Origin of the sequence: Tepidimonas taiwanensis (genome assembly GCF_020162115.1) — a bacterium.
GTDB classification, from domain to species: Bacteria; Pseudomonadota; Gammaproteobacteria; order Burkholderiales; family Burkholderiaceae_C; genus Tepidimonas; species Tepidimonas taiwanensis.
Genome location: NZ_CP083911.1, coordinates 1485067 through 1500604, shown reverse-complemented (window position 1 = coordinate 1500604; position 15538 = coordinate 1485067). Strand labels below are relative to the sequence as shown.

Annotated in this window: 10 protein-coding genes and 4 tRNA genes; 10 read left to right on the top strand and 4 right to left on the bottom strand. The window is 69.6% G+C overall.

Going from position 1 to position 15538, the window contains the following annotated elements:
* Window positions 1-15: 15 nt before the first annotated feature.
* The 4 genes from hpnD to hpnC are packed head-to-tail and all read right to left on the bottom strand — an operon-like array spanning window position 16 to window position 6048.
* On the bottom strand, window positions 16-894 hold the full coding sequence (gene hpnD, locus LCC91_RS06910) for a presqualene diphosphate synthase HpnD (RefSeq protein ID WP_043702259.1): 879 nt from the start codon (window positions 892-894) through the stop codon (window positions 16-18).
* Window positions 891-4028, bottom strand: a complete 3138-nt coding sequence (locus LCC91_RS06905; RefSeq protein ID WP_043702262.1) for an efflux RND transporter permease subunit — start codon at window positions 4026-4028, stop codon at window positions 891-893. Before LCC91_RS06905 ends, hpnD begins: the two co-directional genes overlap by 4 nt.
* 21 nt (window positions 4029-4049) lie before the next feature.
* Complete coding sequence (locus tag LCC91_RS06900; protein WP_082007646.1) at window positions 4050-5153, bottom strand: efflux RND transporter periplasmic adaptor subunit; 1104 nt, start codon at window positions 5151-5153, stop codon at window positions 4050-4052.
* Between the two features lie 4 nt (window positions 5154-5157).
* The gene (gene hpnC, locus LCC91_RS06895) at window positions 5158-6048 is read right to left on the bottom strand and encodes a squalene synthase HpnC (protein WP_058616517.1); all 891 of its coding nucleotides are present in this window, start codon (window positions 6046-6048) and stop codon (window positions 5158-5160) included.
* 162 nt (window positions 6049-6210) lie between these two features.
* Here hpnC and LCC91_RS06890 point away from each other — a divergent pair, with 162 nt between their 5' ends.
* The 10 genes from LCC91_RS06890 (at window position 6211) to LCC91_RS06845 (ending at window position 15384) form a co-directional block, all read left to right on the top strand.
* Window positions 6211-7245 (top strand): GGDEF domain-containing protein, encoded by a 1035-nt coding sequence (locus tag LCC91_RS06890; protein ID WP_043701592.1) that lies wholly within the window; start codon window positions 6211-6213, stop codon window positions 7243-7245.
* Between the two features lie 80 nt (window positions 7246-7325).
* Window positions 7326-7413: transfer RNA gene (locus LCC91_RS06885), tRNA-Leu, on the top strand.
* A gap of 61 nt (window positions 7414-7474) precedes the next feature.
* Window positions 7475-8737, top strand: a complete 1263-nt coding sequence (locus LCC91_RS06880) for an SLC13 family permease (protein WP_052231620.1) — start codon at window positions 7475-7477, stop codon at window positions 8735-8737.
* Between the two features lie 261 nt (window positions 8738-8998).
* Complete coding sequence (gene tig / locus LCC91_RS06875; protein WP_043701594.1) at window positions 8999-10309, top strand: trigger factor; 1311 nt, start codon at window positions 8999-9001, stop codon at window positions 10307-10309.
* Window positions 10310-10527: 218 nt separating this feature from the next.
* Window positions 10528-11136 carry an ATP-dependent Clp endopeptidase proteolytic subunit ClpP gene (gene clpP, locus LCC91_RS06870; protein ID WP_043701596.1) on the top strand — a complete coding sequence of 203 codons (609 nt, stop codon included), beginning with the start codon at window positions 10528-10530 and terminating at the stop codon, window positions 11134-11136.
* A 64-nt stretch (window positions 11137-11200) separates the two neighbouring features.
* Window positions 11201-12466, top strand: coding sequence for an ATP-dependent Clp protease ATP-binding subunit ClpX (gene clpX, locus LCC91_RS06865; RefSeq protein ID WP_043701599.1), 1266 nt, complete (start codon window positions 11201-11203; stop codon window positions 12464-12466).
* An 83-nt stretch (window positions 12467-12549) separates the two neighbouring features.
* On the top strand, window positions 12550-14970 hold the full coding sequence (gene lon, locus LCC91_RS06860) for an endopeptidase La (protein ID WP_043701602.1): 2421 nt from the start codon (window positions 12550-12552) through the stop codon (window positions 14968-14970).
* Between the two features lie 89 nt (window positions 14971-15059).
* A tRNA-Gly gene (locus LCC91_RS06855) sits at window positions 15060-15135 on the top strand.
* A gap of 65 nt (window positions 15136-15200) precedes the next feature.
* A tRNA-Cys gene (locus LCC91_RS06850) sits at window positions 15201-15274 on the top strand.
* A 34-nt stretch (window positions 15275-15308) separates the two neighbouring features.
* A tRNA-Gly gene (locus tag LCC91_RS06845) sits at window positions 15309-15384 on the top strand.
* Window positions 15385-15538: the final 154 nt, after the last annotated feature.

Genomic DNA, 15538 nt, shown 5'->3' with positions numbered 1-15538 from the left:
GTACCCCGAACCGGTTCACAGACGCCCCAGCGCCTGCACCTTCCACGCCAGCCAGAACTTGCGCAGCGGCGTCAGCGCGATGCGCTCGGTCAGCACCGACAGTGGCTCGCGCGCGATTTCGCGCAGCAGCGCGCGGTAGATGCTGGCCATCATCAGCCCGGGCTTTTGCGCACGGCGGTCGGCGGCGGGCAGCAGCGCGATGGCCTCGTCGTAGGTGGCCAGCGCCCGCTCGATCTGAAAGCGCATCAGCGCCGTGAAACGCGCGTCGAACGACGCGTCGCTACCGATGCCGCGGCGCAAGACTTCGTGCGCCTTGACGTCGAAGCGCTGCAGCTCCGCCACCGGCAGGTACAGCCGCCCGCGCAGCGCGTCCTCGCCCACGTCGCGGATGATGTTGGTGAGCTGAAACGCCAGCCCCAGCCGGTGCGCGTAGGCGGTGGTCTGCGGGTCCGTCTGGCCGAAGATGCGCGCGGCCACTTCGCCGACGACGCCGGCGACCCGGTGGCAGTACTGCTGCAGCGCGGCAAAGTCGAGGTAGCGGCTTTGGTGCAGGTCCATCTCGCAGCCCTCGATGACCTGCAGCAGCGGCTCGGCGCGCAGGCCGTATGGACCGATGTGCGGTTGCAGCGCGACGAGCGCCGGGTGCTCCGGCGCCGCGCCGGCGAAGGTGCGGCGCACCTGGTCGCGCCACCACGCGAGCTTGGCCTGCGCGACCATCGGGTCGTGCACCTCGTCGACGATGTCGTCCACCTCGCGGCAAAACGCGTAGAAGGCCGTGATGGCCGCGCGCCGCGGCGGTGGCAGGAACAGAAATGCGTAGTAAAAGCTGCTGCCCGCCGCGGCGGCGCGCTCCTGTGCGTAGGCTTGCGCCTGTTGAAGACGATCGTGGTTCATGCCACGGCCTCCCGCGCCGTGCGGCGGGTGGCGCCCCGCCGCATGAACACCAGTACCAGCAGCGGCACCATGAACAGCGTCAGCGCCGTCGACACGAGCAGCCCCCAAACGATCGCCGAGGCCACCGGCCCCCACAACAGGCTGTGACCGCCGAGGCCGAAGGCGAGCGAGATCAGCCCGCCGATGGTCGTCGTGCTGGTGATGAGGATGGGCACGACGCGCCGCCGCGCCGCGTACAGCGTCGCGTGCATCAAGCCCATGCCGTTGCGCAGCCGCTCGTTGACCGCGTCGATGAGGACGATGGCCGAGTTGACGGCGATGCCGGTGAGGGCGATGACGCCGTACAGCGTGTAGAGCGACAGCGGGTTGCGCGTGATCGCCAGCCCGATGGCCACACCGGCAAACGCCAGCGGCACCGTGACCAGAATCAGCAGCGGCTGTCCGTAGCTGCGGAACTGCGCCGCGAGGATCAGATAGATCAGCCCGACGCCGAGCAAAAAGAGCTGCTGCATCGCCGAGAGGCTTTCCTCGATGTCTTCCAGCTCGCCGGAGAAGTCCAGGTCCACGCCTGGGTGCTGCAGCCGCAGCGACTCCCACGCCTGCCGGATGCGGCGGTTGGCTTCGGCCGTGTCGGTGACCGCCTTGTCGAGGTCGGCTTCGACCGTGATGGCGCGGCGCAGGTTGTGGTGGCGGATGAAGCCGCGCGTCGGCTGCGTCTCGGCCTGCACCAGCACCCCCAGGCGCGTGGTCTGGCCACTGGGCAGGGCCACCGGCAGGTCGAGCAGCGCCGACGGATCGGCCGGCTGCGCGTCGGCGAGCCGCTGGCGCACGCGCAGCTCGATCTTGTCCCCGGCGTCGCGCGTGAACGCGACCACCTCCCCATCGACCGCGAGGCGCACCAGCCGCGTGGCCTGGGCGGGCGAAAGGCCCAGCTCGCGCAGCGCCTCGGATTTCAGCGTCAGCCGCAGCACGCCACGGCCGGGCAGGTTGTCGTCCTGCACATCGCGCGCGCCGGGGATCGCGGCGATGACGGCTTTGAGCGCGTCGGCCGCGGCCTGGATCTGCGCAAAATCGTCGCCGCGCACCTTGACGTTGATCGGTTTGCCCGCGGGTGGGCCGCCGGAGAGCAGCGTGAAGCTCTTGCGTCCCGGGCCGGGCAGGGACTCGACCTCGCCGCGCATCGCCTCGACCACCTCCTGCACCTCCCGCCCATCGGGTGTGCGCGGGTTCAGCGACACGAACACCTGGCCGTACGCGTCACCATAGACCGGCTCGGTCTGCGTGAACTTCAGCCCCGCGGTCGTGGTGACCGCGCGCGCCTCGTGCCCCTCGGCCGCGTCGCCGACGCCGCGCAGGTGGCGGCGCACGACTTGTTCCACCCGTTCCGTCTCGGCCAGGGTTTCCTCCAGCGCCGCGCTCGCGGGCATGTCCACGTTGACGTAGAACGCCCGGATCGGGTCGAAGGCGAAAAACTGCACGCGCACGATGCCCGTCGCCACGAGCGCCGCCGCCCCGGCGATGACCAGCGCCCCCAGCCCCAGGAAGCGCCACGGCCGCCGCAGCACGTACGCCAGCGCCTGGCCGTAGCGCAGCCGCACGGCGCGGTTGAAGCCGTTGCGCCACTGTTGCACGCGCGACGGCCGGTCCAGCCGCACATTGAGCGCCGAGACGTGCACCGGCAGCATCCAGAACGCTTCGACGAGCGAAATCAGCAGCGCCAGTGTGACGACGAAGGGGATCACGAACATGAATTTGCCGACGATCCCCGGCAGCAACATCAGCGGCAAAAAGGCCGCCAACGTCGTGGCCACCGACGACAGCACCGGCTGCCACACCTCGGCGATGCCGTCGAGGCTCGCCTGCAGCGCCGTTGCCCCACGTTCGAGCCGGTAGTAGATCGCCTCCACCACGACCACGGCGTCGTCCACCAGCATGCCGAGCGCGATCACCACGCCCAGCAGCACCGAGATGTTGACCGTGTAGTCCAGCGCCTGCAACACGGCAAACGTGCCCAGCAGCGAAAACGGAATGCCCAGCGCCACCAGCACCCCGATGCGCCAGCCGAGGAACAGCCAGCACACCGCCAGCACCAGCAGCATCCCATACAGCGCGTTGGTCTGCATGATGTCGATCGCTTCGCGCGTCGGGATGGTCTGGTCGTCGGTCAGCGTCAGTTGCAGCCCCTGGGTGGCGAGCACGGCGTTTTCGCGCGCGATGAAGTCGCGCACGTCTTCCAGCAGCTGCAGCGTGTTGACGCGCGCCTTCTTCGTCAGCGCCAGCGAGATCGCGGGCTGCCCGTCCATCGACGCGAGCTGGCTCGGCTTGGCGCGCGCCCACTCGATGCGCGCCACGTCGCCGAGCCGCGCCCAGGCACCGGGGCGGCCCGCCGACGACACCGTCAGGCCGGCGAGGCGCTCCGGGTCCAGCGTCACGCCCGAGAGGGCAATGCTCCACACCCCCTGCTGCGTGGTCAGCGTCCCGGCGGCCGTGTCGCGCCAAAACGCGCGCAGCGCGTCGGCGACGTCGGCGGCGGTCAGCCCGCGCGCGGCCAGCGCCATCGCGTCCGGGCGCACCAGGATTTCCGGGTCGCGCAAGCCCGAGGCGAACACCTGGTCCACGCCGCGCAGCCGCTCCAGTGCCTGGCGGATGCGCCGCCCCTCGCGGCGCAGCACCTCGTCGTCCGCCGGGCCGGTCAGCCGCATGATCGCGGTCGGAAAGCCGTTGGAGGTCGAGATCTCCAGCACACGCGGTTCGCGCGCCTCGTCTGGCAGCTCCTCCACCGCCTTGTTCTGAATCTCGCGGCGCAGGTCGTTCATGCGCTTGTCGAAGGTGCGCTCGTCCAGCTCGCCAAAGCGCACCAGCAGGCTGGAGACGTTTTCGCGCGAGCTGGAGCTGACGAAGCGGATGTCGGCCACGCCCTGAATGGCGTCTTCCAGCGGGTTGGTCACCAGCCGCTCGACCTCCTCGGCGCTGGCACCGGGCAGCACGGTGGTGATATTGACCCAGTTGAAATTGATCTCCGGGTCGCGCTCGCGCGGCATCTGGACATAGGCCAGCAGGCCCAGCAGCATGACGACGACGAAGGCGATGTTGGCCAGCGGGTGGTTGGTGATGAGGGCGCGCATCAGCCGCATGGGGGTCTCCCGCGCACCCGTTCAGGGGGCCACCGCAATGGCCTGGCCGTCGCGCAACGCCTGCTGTCCGCGGGTGACGAGCCGCGTCGTCGGCGACAGCGTCACGGCGGCCGGTCGACCTTCCTGGGCCAGCGGCAGCGGCACGAAGCGCGCGCGCAGGGCTGCGCCGTCCCCCTCGGCGACGAACACGCCCAGCGCCGCACCGCGCCGCACCAGCAGCGCCGCCGGCACGTGCGGATCCGGGGCCTCCCAGCGCAGCAGTCCCGCGCTGCCCGCGGGCACCGGCTCACCCTGCAGCGCCAGCCGCACGGTCTGCAGCCGGGTCGCGCCGCTGACGGTGGGCACCACGCGCAGCAGCCGGGCGGGGCGTTGTTCCCCCGCATCGGTCTCGAAGCGCAGCGCGCGCGCCCGCCGCAGCTCCTGCGCCTCGGCCGGGCTGACCGCGGCCTGCAGCTCGGCCCCGTCGGTTTGCGCCAGCACGAAGAGTGGCGTGCCCGCCGCCACCGTCTCGCCCTGCTGCGCAAGGCGCTGCGTCACCACACCGGCAAACGGCGCGCGCACCACGGCCTTGGCCAGCTGCCGCTCGGCGGTGCGCAGCGCGGCGGTGGCCTGCGCCACGTCGGCGCGCTGCAGGGCTAGCTCCGTCTCGCGCGCCGCCAGCGCCTCGGGCGAGAAAAAGCCCTGCGCCTGCAGCTCGCGCGCGCGCCGTGTCTGCGCCTCGGCCAGCGCCAGCCGCGCCTGCGCCGCCTGCAGCGCCGCGCGCGCGCGCTCGGCCGCCAGTGCCAGATCGGTGTCGTCCAGCCGCGCCAGCACCTGGCCGGCGCGCACGGCGGTGCCCACGTCGGCCTCCCAGCGCAGCAGCACGCCGCCGACCTCGGCGGCGATGCGCGCTTCGTTGCGCGGCACCACCTGCGCGCTGGCGCTGCGCAGCGGGTGCACGGCGACGTCGGCGAGCGGCTGCACGCCCACGGCGGCGGCTTGCGCCGAAGACGCCGGCACGGCAGCGTTGGCGTTCCCCGCGGTGGCGGGTGCGGTGCCGGCGCCCGCAGGTGCGTTCGCCCACAGCGTGCCCGGGCCCGCGCACGCGAGCAGCACGGCGCAGGCAAGGGTTCGAACGGTGTTCACGAATTCATCCTCCCGAAACGGCGGGGGGCTGCCAACGCCACGCCCGCCACAGCAGGCCCGCAGTGTCCCACGGATGCAGCCGCGGCCGCCGCTGTCGTGTCCGGTAACCCCAGGCGGCGATGCGCGCGAGCACCGTCGCCGCCCCGGCCCCCACCAGCCGCAGCTCCCAGCCGAAGCGCCCGCCGATGCGGCGCGGCAGCCGCCAGCCGTACCGCAGGTGCTCGTTCGCCAGCCGGCATCCGCGCTCGACGACGCGGGCCAGGCGCGCGTCGTCCCACGTGGCCGGCGCGGCCTCCGGTCGCAGCCCCGCGTCGCGCAGCCACGCGTCCGGCAGATAGCACCGCCCGCGCGCCAGATCGACGCCGACGTCCTGCCACAGATTGATCAGTTGCAGCGCCGTGCACCACGCGTCGCTTTCTCGCTGCGCCGTCGTGTCGCCAACGCCCGCGAGGTGCAGCAACAGCCGCCCCACCGGGTTGGCCGAGCGCTCGCAGTAGGCCAGCAGTTCCGCCGCGTCGCGGTAGCGCCGCCCCTCGGCGGTCCAGCGCACGTCCTGCTCGAACGCCTCCAGCAGCGCGAGCAGCGGCGCCAGCGGCAGCGCGTGGCGTCGGCGCGCGTCGTCCAGCGCCGTCCACATCCCGACCCACGCGCCAGGGAGGGTCGGCGGACCCGACGGCAGGCGGCCGTCGCCGTGCCAGAGGGCGAGCAGCCCGTCGCGCAGCGTCGCCAGCGCCGCGAGCCGCGCCTCGGGCGGTGCGTTGCCCTCGTCGGCCACGTCGTCCGCCGTGCGCGCGAACCGGTACAACGCCACGACCGCGGCACGCCACCGCGGCGGGCACAGCACGGAGGCGACGGGAAAGTTTTCGTAGTGGTCGATGCGCGAGCCCCAGGCCATCCCCCGATGTTGCCACAGCCCCCCCGAGACAACCCCATGTTGCGCGGCCGGCGATGCTGTTACGATCGGCGCGTGAAGACGCGTCGGGCATCGGGCCGGAGCCCCGCCACCCGGCCGCCGCAACGGACGACAACCAGAACAACACCCGACCCCCGGCGAGCGATGCGCCAAGTCCTGCAGCACCTCGAACACCTGGCCCGCCTGACGCGCGGCAAGGACCGCGATAGCCTCGATGTCACGCTGGTGGAGGTGTTGCGTTCGCTGCTCGACGCCCGCTCCGTGGCGCTGCGGGAGGTGCTGGTCGAGGACGGGGTGGACCGGCTGCTGACCCGTGGGCAGCTGGAGGAAGGGATGACCGCGCCGGCCGCGCCGCCGCCGCCCGATGCCCTGTCGGCGTTGCCCCGGTTGGATGCCGACCCCGAGGCGGCCGAGGCCTTGCGCGCCCGGCACACCCGCGTACACGCCGGCCCCAACGGTTACCGCATCCTTGTGCCGGTGCTGACCGAGTCCGGCCGCCGCCTGCTGATCGACGCCGTGCGCGACCACGAGCCGGAGGAATACCAGCTGCGCGTCGTCGAGGGGATGGCGCGCATCTTCGAAAACGTCGTCAACCTGCTGGACGCGAGCGAGCGCGACACGCTCACCGGGCTGCTCAACCGCAAGTCGTTCGACGACACGTTCTACAAGGTCACGCGCGGCGCGGCACTGGCGTCGGAGGGCCGCGGGCAGCGCCGCGCCGACGACGGGACGTACTGGCTCGCGGTGGTGGACGTGGACCACTTCAAACAGGTCAACGACCGCTATGGCCACCTGATCGGTGACGAGGTGCTGCTGCTGATGGCGCGCCTGCTGCGCGGCAGCTTCCGCCATGACGACCGGGTGTACCGCTTTGGCGGCGAGGAGTTCGTTGCCCTCGTGCGCGCGGGGGATCCCGCGGCCGCTGCGGCGGCGTTCGAGCGGCTGCGCCGTACCGTCGAAGCGCACCCCTTCCCGCAGGTCGGGCGGGTGACGGTGAGCATTGGCTTTACCCGCCTGCGCCCGCACGACACGCCCGCCGATGCGTTCGAGCGCGCGGACCGCGCGGTGTACCTGGCCAAGGCGCAGGGTCGCAACACCGTGCGCTGTTTCGACACCGACATCGGCGCCGACGCCGCCCCCGCTCCGCGCGAGTCGCAGGGCGACGTCGAGCTGTTCTGAGGTGTGGCCGTCCAAGGCACCGCGGCAGGCAGCCGCTACAATCGCGCCCATGCCTGTCGGACGACGATCGCGTCCGGCGCGCGCGGGTGGCGAAATTGGTAGACGCACCAGGTTTAGGTCCTGACGCCAGTCGATGGCGTGGGGGTTCGAGTCCCCCCCCGCGCACCAGCGGCGGCGAGCGCCGCCCCGTCGGCCCCTGGCACAAGGGGGCTTATTCCTTTCCCCGCCGATGACGCCGCTCCCGCTCGATCCCGAATGGCGCACCGCGCTGACGGTCGCGGTCTTCGTCGTCGTCTACCTGGGGATGTTCCTCGGCGGCCTGCCGCGCCTGCGGCTCGATCGCACGGGCGTGGCGGTGCTTGGGGCGATCGCGATGATTGCGATCCAGGGCTGGTCGGTCGCCGAAGCGGCCGCGGCCATCGACCTGCCGACCATCGTGCTGCTGTTCGCGTTCATGGTGGTGTCGGCGCAGATGCGGTTGGGTGGCTTCTACACCGCGGTGACGCGCGCGGTCGGTGCCTGGGCGCTGCCGCCGCCGGTCTTGTTGGGCGTGCTGCTGCTGGTGGTGGCGGTGCTGTCGGCGGTGTTTTCCAACGACGTGGTGTGCCTCGCGGTCACGCCCATCGTCGCGCGCATCGCGTGGCGGCGCGGCTGGGACCCGGTGCCGTGGCTGGTCGCGGTGGCCTGCGCGTCGAATATCGGTTCGGCGGCCACGCTCATCGGCAACCCGCAGAACATGCTGATCGGCTCGGTCATGCAGGTGCCCTTCGGTGCCTATGTGCGCGAGGCGGGCCCGCCCGTGTTGCTGGCGCTGCTGGCCACCTGGGGGTGGATGGTGGGCGTGATGCGGCGATCCGGCCCCCGGGCTGCGCTGCCGCCCGCCACCGCGGCCGCGCTGGCGCGGGACACCGGGCCGGCGTTCGACCGCTGGCAGTCGACCAAAGGCTTGGCGGTGGCGGCCGCGGTGCTGGTGGCGTTTCTGTTCACCGACTGGCCGCGCGAGGTGGTGGCGCTGGTTGCCGCGGGCGTGCTGTTGCTCAGTCGCCGCTTGCACTCGGCCGAGGTGATGGGGCTCGTGGACTGGCCGCTGCTGCTGCTCTTCATCGGGCTCTTCATCGTCAACCACGGGTTCGAGGCCACGGGGCTCGCCGCGCAGGGCGTGGCATGGCTGGCCGCGCAGGGCCTGGCGCTTGCCGATCCGGTGGTGCTGGCGGTGGCGGGCGTGACGCTGTCCAACCTCGTCTCCAACGTGCCGGCGGTGATGCTGATCCTGCCGCACCTGAACGACCCCACGCAGGCGGTGACGCTCGCCCTGGTGAGCACCTACGCGGGGAATTTGCTGCTGGTGGGGTCGATCGCCAACCTGATCGTCGCCGACCTGGCCGGCCGGGACGGGCTGGTGATCGACTGGCGCCGCCATGCGGCGATCGGGGTGCCGGTGACCGCCGGGAGCCTGCTGACCTGGTGGGCGTGGCAGGCGGTGGCGGGCTGAAGGCGCTCGCTGGAGGTGCGGGCGGCAACAGCCGGCTTCGCTACAATGGCGCGTTTACCCGCCCCGACCGACGGGTCGCGGGTCGGCGCGTGCGGCCGGCACGGGCGGCTGTCCGTGGCGAGCGTCGGGCGCGGCCGTCCGGTGGACGAGGCGGCCGGCCTCGCGCCGGTGCAGGTCTTGCGGCGCCGGGTCCGCGCCGCACACGAATGTTGCTGGATTTGTCCTGCGGGCAGGTCCGTTTCTCGATACTCAGGAGCAATCATGGCAGTCAATGTCGAAACCTTGGACAAGCTGGAGCGCAAAATCACGCTCGAGCTGCCCGTGGAGGCGATTCAGAAGGAGGTCAACGCGCGGCTCAAGCGCCTGCAGCGTCAGGTGAAGATGGACGGCTTCCGCCCGGGCAAGGTGCCGCTGTCGGTGGTCGCGCAGCGTTACGGCTACTCGGTGCACTATGAGGTGATGAACGACGAGGTCGGCCGCGCATTCAACGCCGCCGTCGCCGAGGCGCAACTGCGTGTCGCCGGACAGCCGCGCATAACCGAAAAGGAAGGCGCCCCGGAAGGCGTGGTCGCCTTCGAGGCGGTGTTCGAGGTCTTCCCGGACGTCAAGCTTGGTGACCTGTCGGCGGTGTCGCTGGAAAAACTCGAAGCCGAGGTGGACGAGGCCGCGATCGAGCGCACGCTCGAGATCCTGCGCAAGCAGCGCCGCACGTTCAGCCCGCGTCCCGAGGGAGAGGTCGCGCAGAACGGCGACCGCGTCACCATCGACTTCGAAGGCAAGATCGACGGCGAGCCGTTCGAGGGCGGACAGGCCACGGACTTCGTCTTCGTGCTGGGCGACGGCCAGATGCTCAAGGAGTTCGAGGACGCGGTGCTCGGCATGAAGGTGGGCGAGTCGAAGACCTTCCCGCTCGCGTTCCCGGCCGACTACCACGGCAAGGAGGTCGCCGGCAAGACGGCGGACTTCCTCGTCACCGTCAAGAAGATCGAGCAGCAGCACCTGCCGGAGGTCGACGAGGCGTTCGTGAAGTCGCTCGGCATCGAGGCCGGCACGATCGAGGCGTTGCGCGAGGATATCCGCCGTAACCTCGAGCGCGAGGTCAAGTTCCGCCTGCAGGCGCGCAACAAGGTGGCGGCGCTGGACGCGCTGGCGGCCGCGGCCGAGCTGGACCTGCCCAAGGCGGCGGTCGAGGCGGAGATCGACCGCCTGATCGAGGGCGCGCGTAACGACCTCAAACAGCGTGGCGTCAAGGACGCCGACAAGGCGCCAATCCCGCGTGAGCTGTTCCAGCAGCAGGCCGAGCGCCGTGTGCGCCTCGGGCTGGTCGTGGCGGAGCTGATCAAGGCCCACGACCTGCGCGCCACGCCCGAGCAGATCGATGCCCACCTGCGCGAGCTGGCCTCGTCCTATGAGTATCCGGAGGAGGTGGTGCGTTGGTACAAGTCCAACCCCGAGCGCCTGTCGGAAATCGAAGCCATCGTGCTGGAAAACAACGTCGCCGACTTCATCTTCGGCCAGGCCCAGGTGACGCCGAAGCGCATCGGCTTTGCCGAGCTGATGGGCCAGGGCTGATTTGCCCTCGCACCGCCACGGGGCGGTGGCACGGCGCATCCGGGCGGGCCGCGTGGCGCGGCCGCTGCCCGACTCCAGGGCGACCGCGGTCGCCCTTTTTGTGCTCCAAGGCCCGCTCGGTGGCGGCGCAATCCGCCCCACGCGCGCCGGGACGGCCGTGAGCGGTTACAGTAAGCACTGACGCACGGCTTTCGCAAAGCATCGGAGTGAATCTGCACATGAGCGCACTGGACGCACAAAACCTCGGCCTCGTCCCCATGGTCATCGAGCAATCGGGCCGGGGGGAGCGCGCCTACGACATCTACTCGCGCCTGCTCAAGGAGCGCGTCGTTTTCCTCGTCGGCCCCGTCAACGACCAAACCGCCAACCTGGTCGTGGCGCAGCTGCTGTTCCTGGAAAGCGAAAACCCGGACAAGGACATCTCGCTCTACATCAACTCGCCCGGCGGGTCGGTCAGCGCGGGGATGGCGATCTTCGATACGATGAATTTCATCAAGCCCGACGTCTCGACGCTGTGCGTGGGCATGGCGGCGAGCATGGGGGCGTTTTTGCTGGCCGCCGGTGCCAAGGGCAAGCGCTTCGCGCTGCCCAACTCGCGCGTGATGATCCACCAGCCGCTGGGCGGTGCCCAGGGGCAGGCCACCGACATCGAGATCCACGCGCGCGAGATCCTGCGCCTGCGGGCCGATCTGAACCGCATCCTGAGCGAACGCACTGGCCAGCCGCTGGAGAAGATCGAGCGCGACACCGAGCGCGACTACTTCATGTCCGCCGCCGAGGCCGCTGCCTACGGGCTGGTCGATAAGGTGATCGACAAGCGCGGCTGACCGGTCCCCGGATCCGCTACCTTTGGCGTCGACGTCGTTTTCGTAACCCCGTACCGAACCCTCCATGGCCGAGAAAAAAGGCAGCCGCGACAAAACCCTCTACTGCTCGTTCTGCGGCAAGAGTCAGCACGAGGTGAAAAAGCTCATCGCCGGACCGTCCGTGTTCATCTGCGACGAGTGCATCGACCTGTGCAACGACATCATCCGCGACGAGCTGCCCAGCACGTCGCTCGGCCCCACGGCGACGCGCGAGGCGCTGCCGACCCCGGCCGAGCTCAAGGCGCACCTGGACCAGTACGTGATCGGCCAGGAAGCAGCCAAGAAGACGCTGGCGGTGGCGGTGTACAACCACTATAAGCGCCTGCGCCACAACGACGCCGGCAAGAAAGACACCGTCGAGCTGGCCAAGAGCAACATCCTGCTGATCGGCCCGACGGGCTCGGGCAAGACGCTGCTGGCGCAGACGCTGGCGCGCAAGCTGGACGTGCCGTTCGTGATGGCCGACGCCACCACGCTGACCGAGGCCGGCTACGTCGGTGAGGACGTCGAGAACATCATCGCCAAGCTGTTGCAGACCTGCGACTACGACATCGAGCGGGCGCAGCGCGGCATCGTCTACATCGACGAGATCGACAAGATCACGCGCAAGTCCGAAAACCCGTCGATCACGCGCGACGTTTCGGGCGAAGGCGTGCAGCAGGCCCTGCTCAAGCTGATCGAAGGGACGGTGGCAAGCGTGCCGCCCCAGGGCGGACGCAAGCACCCGAACCAGGACATGCTGCAGGTGGACACGACCAATATCCTGTTCATCTGCGGCGGGGCGTTTGCGGGGCTGGAAAAAATCATCGAGCAGCGTACCGAGGCGTCGGGCATCGGCTTTGGCGCGGCGGTGCGCAGCAAGCGCGAGCGCCCCGTCACCGAGCTGTTCGCGCAGGTGGAGCCGGACGACCTCGTGCGCTACGGACTGATCCCGGAGCTGGTCGGGCGCCTGCCGGTGGTGACGGCATTGGCCGAGCTGACCGAGGACGCGCTGGTGCAGATCCTGACCGAGCCGAAAAACGCGGTCGTCAAGCAGTTTGCCGAACTCTTCGCGATGGAAGGGGTCGAACTGGAAGTGCGGCCGGCGGCGTTGCGCGCGATCGCCCGCAAGGCGCTGCAGCGCAAGACCGGTGCGCGCGGCCTGCGCTCGATCCTGGAGCAGGCGCTGCTGGACACGATGTTCGAGCTGCCGAGCCTGCGCGACGTTGAGCGCGTGGTCGTCGAGGAAGCCACCATCACCGAGGGCAAGCCCCCGCTGCTCGTGTACCGCGAGGCGGCCAAGCAGGCTTGACGCGACGCGCCGCCGTTCACGCGGGGGCGCGCTTGAAGTCCGGCTTCGGCGCCCCCAACTGAGCCGCCAGAAAGGAATTCCGCATGTCCGGACAAACCCCGCTGCCCCCCCGACCCGTCGAGCTGCCGCTGCTGCCGCTGCGCGACGTGGTCGTCTTCCCGCACATGGTCATCCCGCTGTTCGTCGGGCGGCCCAAGAGCATCAAGGCGCTCGAGGCCGCGATGGCGCACGAGCGGCGCATCATGCTGGTGGCGCAAAAGGCCGCCGCCAAGGACGAGCCCAAACCGAGCGACCTGTTCGAGATGGGCTGCGTCGCGAGCATTCTGCAGATGCTCAAGCTCCCGGACGGCACCGTCAAGGTGCTGGTCGAGGGCGTGCAGCGCGCCAAGGTGCTGCAGGTCGAAGAAGGCGAGGCCCACTTCAGCGCCAACGTGATGCCGGTGGACGCCGAAGCCGAGCGCGCCGACGCCGACCCCACCGAACTGGAGGCGCTGCGCCGCGCGGTGATGCAGCAGTTCGACCAGTACGTCAAGCTCAACAAAAAGATCCCGTCGGAAATTCTCACTTCGATCGCCAGCATCGACGATCCGGGGCGCTTGGCCGACACGATCGCCGCGCACCTGCCGCTCAAGCTCGAGGCCAAGCAAAATGTGCTCGACCTCGAGCGCCTGGTGCCGCGGCTGGAAAACCTCTTTGCGCAACTCGAGGCCGAGGTCGAGATCCTCAACGTCGACCGGCGTATCCGCGGGCGCGTCAAGCGCCAGATGGAAAAGAACCAGCGCGAGTTCTACCTGAACGAGCAGGTCAAGGCCATCCAGAAGGAACTCGGCGAGGGCGAGGAGGGCGCCGACCTCGAGGAGCTGGAGAAGAAGATCAAGGCCGCGCGCATGCCCAAGGAGGCGCGCAAGAAGGCCGAGAGTGAGCTCAAGAAGCTCAAGCTCATGTCGCCGATGTCGGCCGAGGCCACCGTCGTGCGCAACTACATCGACGTGCTGGTCAACCTGCCGTGGAGCAAGAAGACCAAGGTCCGTCACGACCTCGCCTATGCCGAGGAGGTGCTCAACGCCGACCACCACGGGCTGGAGAAGGTCAAGGAGCGCATCCTCGAATACCTCGCGGTGCAGCAGCGCGTCGACAAGGTCAAGGCGCCGATCCTGTGCCTGGTCGGGCCGCCGGGCGTGGGCAAGACGTCGCTCGGGCAGTCCATCGCCAAAGCCACCGGCCGCAAATACGTGCGCATGGCGCTGGGCGGCATGCGCGACGAGGCCGAAATCCGCGGGCACCGGCGCACGTACATCGGCGCGCTGCCGGGCAAGGTGCTGCAAAACCTCACCAAGGTGGGGGTGCGCAACCCGCTGTTCCTGCTCGACGAGATCGACAAACTGGGCATGGATTTCCGCGGTGACCCGGCGTCGGCGCTGCTGGAAGTTCTCGACCCCGAGCAGAACCACACCTTCCAGGACCACTACGTCGAGCTGGACTTCGACCTGTCGGACGTGATGTTCGTCGCGACGTCGAACTCGCTCAATATCCCGCCGGCGCTGCTGGACCGGATGGAGGTGATTCGGCTATCGGGCTACACCGAGGACGAGAAGGTGGCGATCGCGCTGCGTTACCTGCTGCCCAAGCAGCGCGCCCACAACGGCGTCCAAGACGACGAGCTGGAGGTGACCGAAGCCGCGGTGCGCGACATCGTGCGCTACTACACGCGCGAAGCCGGCGTGCGCGCGCTGGAGCGCGAAATCTCGCGCATCTGCCGCAAGGTGGTCAAGGGCCTGCTGCTGGGTAAGATGAGCAAGCCGGTGGTGGTGACGCCGGAGAATTTGGCGGACTTCCTCGGCGTGCGCAAATACACCTACGGCCGCGCCGAGCAGCAGAACCAGGTCGGGCAGGTCGTGGGCCTGGCGTGGACCGAGGTCGGCGGCGACCTGCTGACGATCGAGGCGGCGCTGATGCCCGGCAAGGGCAACGTCATCCGCACCGGTTCGCTGGGCGACGTGATGAAGGAGTCGGTCGAGGCCGCGCGCACGGTGGTGCGCAGCCGCGCGCAGCGGCTCGGCATCCCGGACGAGCTGTTCGAGAAAAAGGACATCCACATACACGTGCCCGATGGCGCGACGCCCAAGGACGGGCCGAGTGCCGGTATCGCGATGACGACGGCGATGGTGTCGGCGTTGACCGGCATCCCGGTGCGGGCCGACGTCGCGATGACCGGCGAGATCACGCTGCGCGGCGAGGTCACGGCCATCGGCGGCCTGAAGGAAAAGCTGCTGGCGGCCCTGCGCGGCGGGGTACGCACCGTGCTGATCCCTGAGGACAACGTCAAGGATCTGGCTGAGATCCCGGACAACGTCAAGCAGGGGCTGGAGATCGTCCCGGTCAAGTGGATCGACAAGGTGCTGGAGCTGGCGCTGGAGCGTCAGCCCACGCCGCTGCCGGAGGCCGAGCCGGTGGTGACGCCGCCGACCGTGGCCGAGGGGAGCGTGACCGCGGTCACGCACTGACGCACGCCACGGCGGAGGCGGCCATTTTTGGTATAAAATAATGGCTTCAGACGACGCGCTGCCGGTGCAGCAAATCGTCTGAAGACCATGCGGGAATAGCTCAGTTGGTAGAGCGCAACCTTGCCAAGGTTGAGGTCGCGAGTTCGAGACTCGTTTCCCGCTCCAGATTTCGGGTGAGCGGCCACTGGCCGGTCATCCCATCCGGCGGTCTGTCGGGTTGAACCAGACAAGGCGCGGTAGCAAAGCGGTTATGCACCGGATTGCAAATCCGAGTAGGTCGGTTCGACTCCGGCCCGCGCCTCCAGTTTTGCGCCGCTTGCCGATGGCAGGCGGCACAGGCGGGAATAGCTCAGTTGGTAGAGCGCAACCTTGCCAAGGTTGAGGTCGCGAGTTCGAGACTCGTTTCCCGCTCCAAATTTCATCTCAAGGCAAGCCGAGGCGGCTTGCCTTTTTTGTTTGTGCGCCCGGCATGGACGTGCACGCCGGTGGCTGCTACCCCAATTCCGGCGACGTGACGCCACGCAATAGCCGGGGGCGGTAGGCCAGCCCCCTAGATGTCGCATCCCGG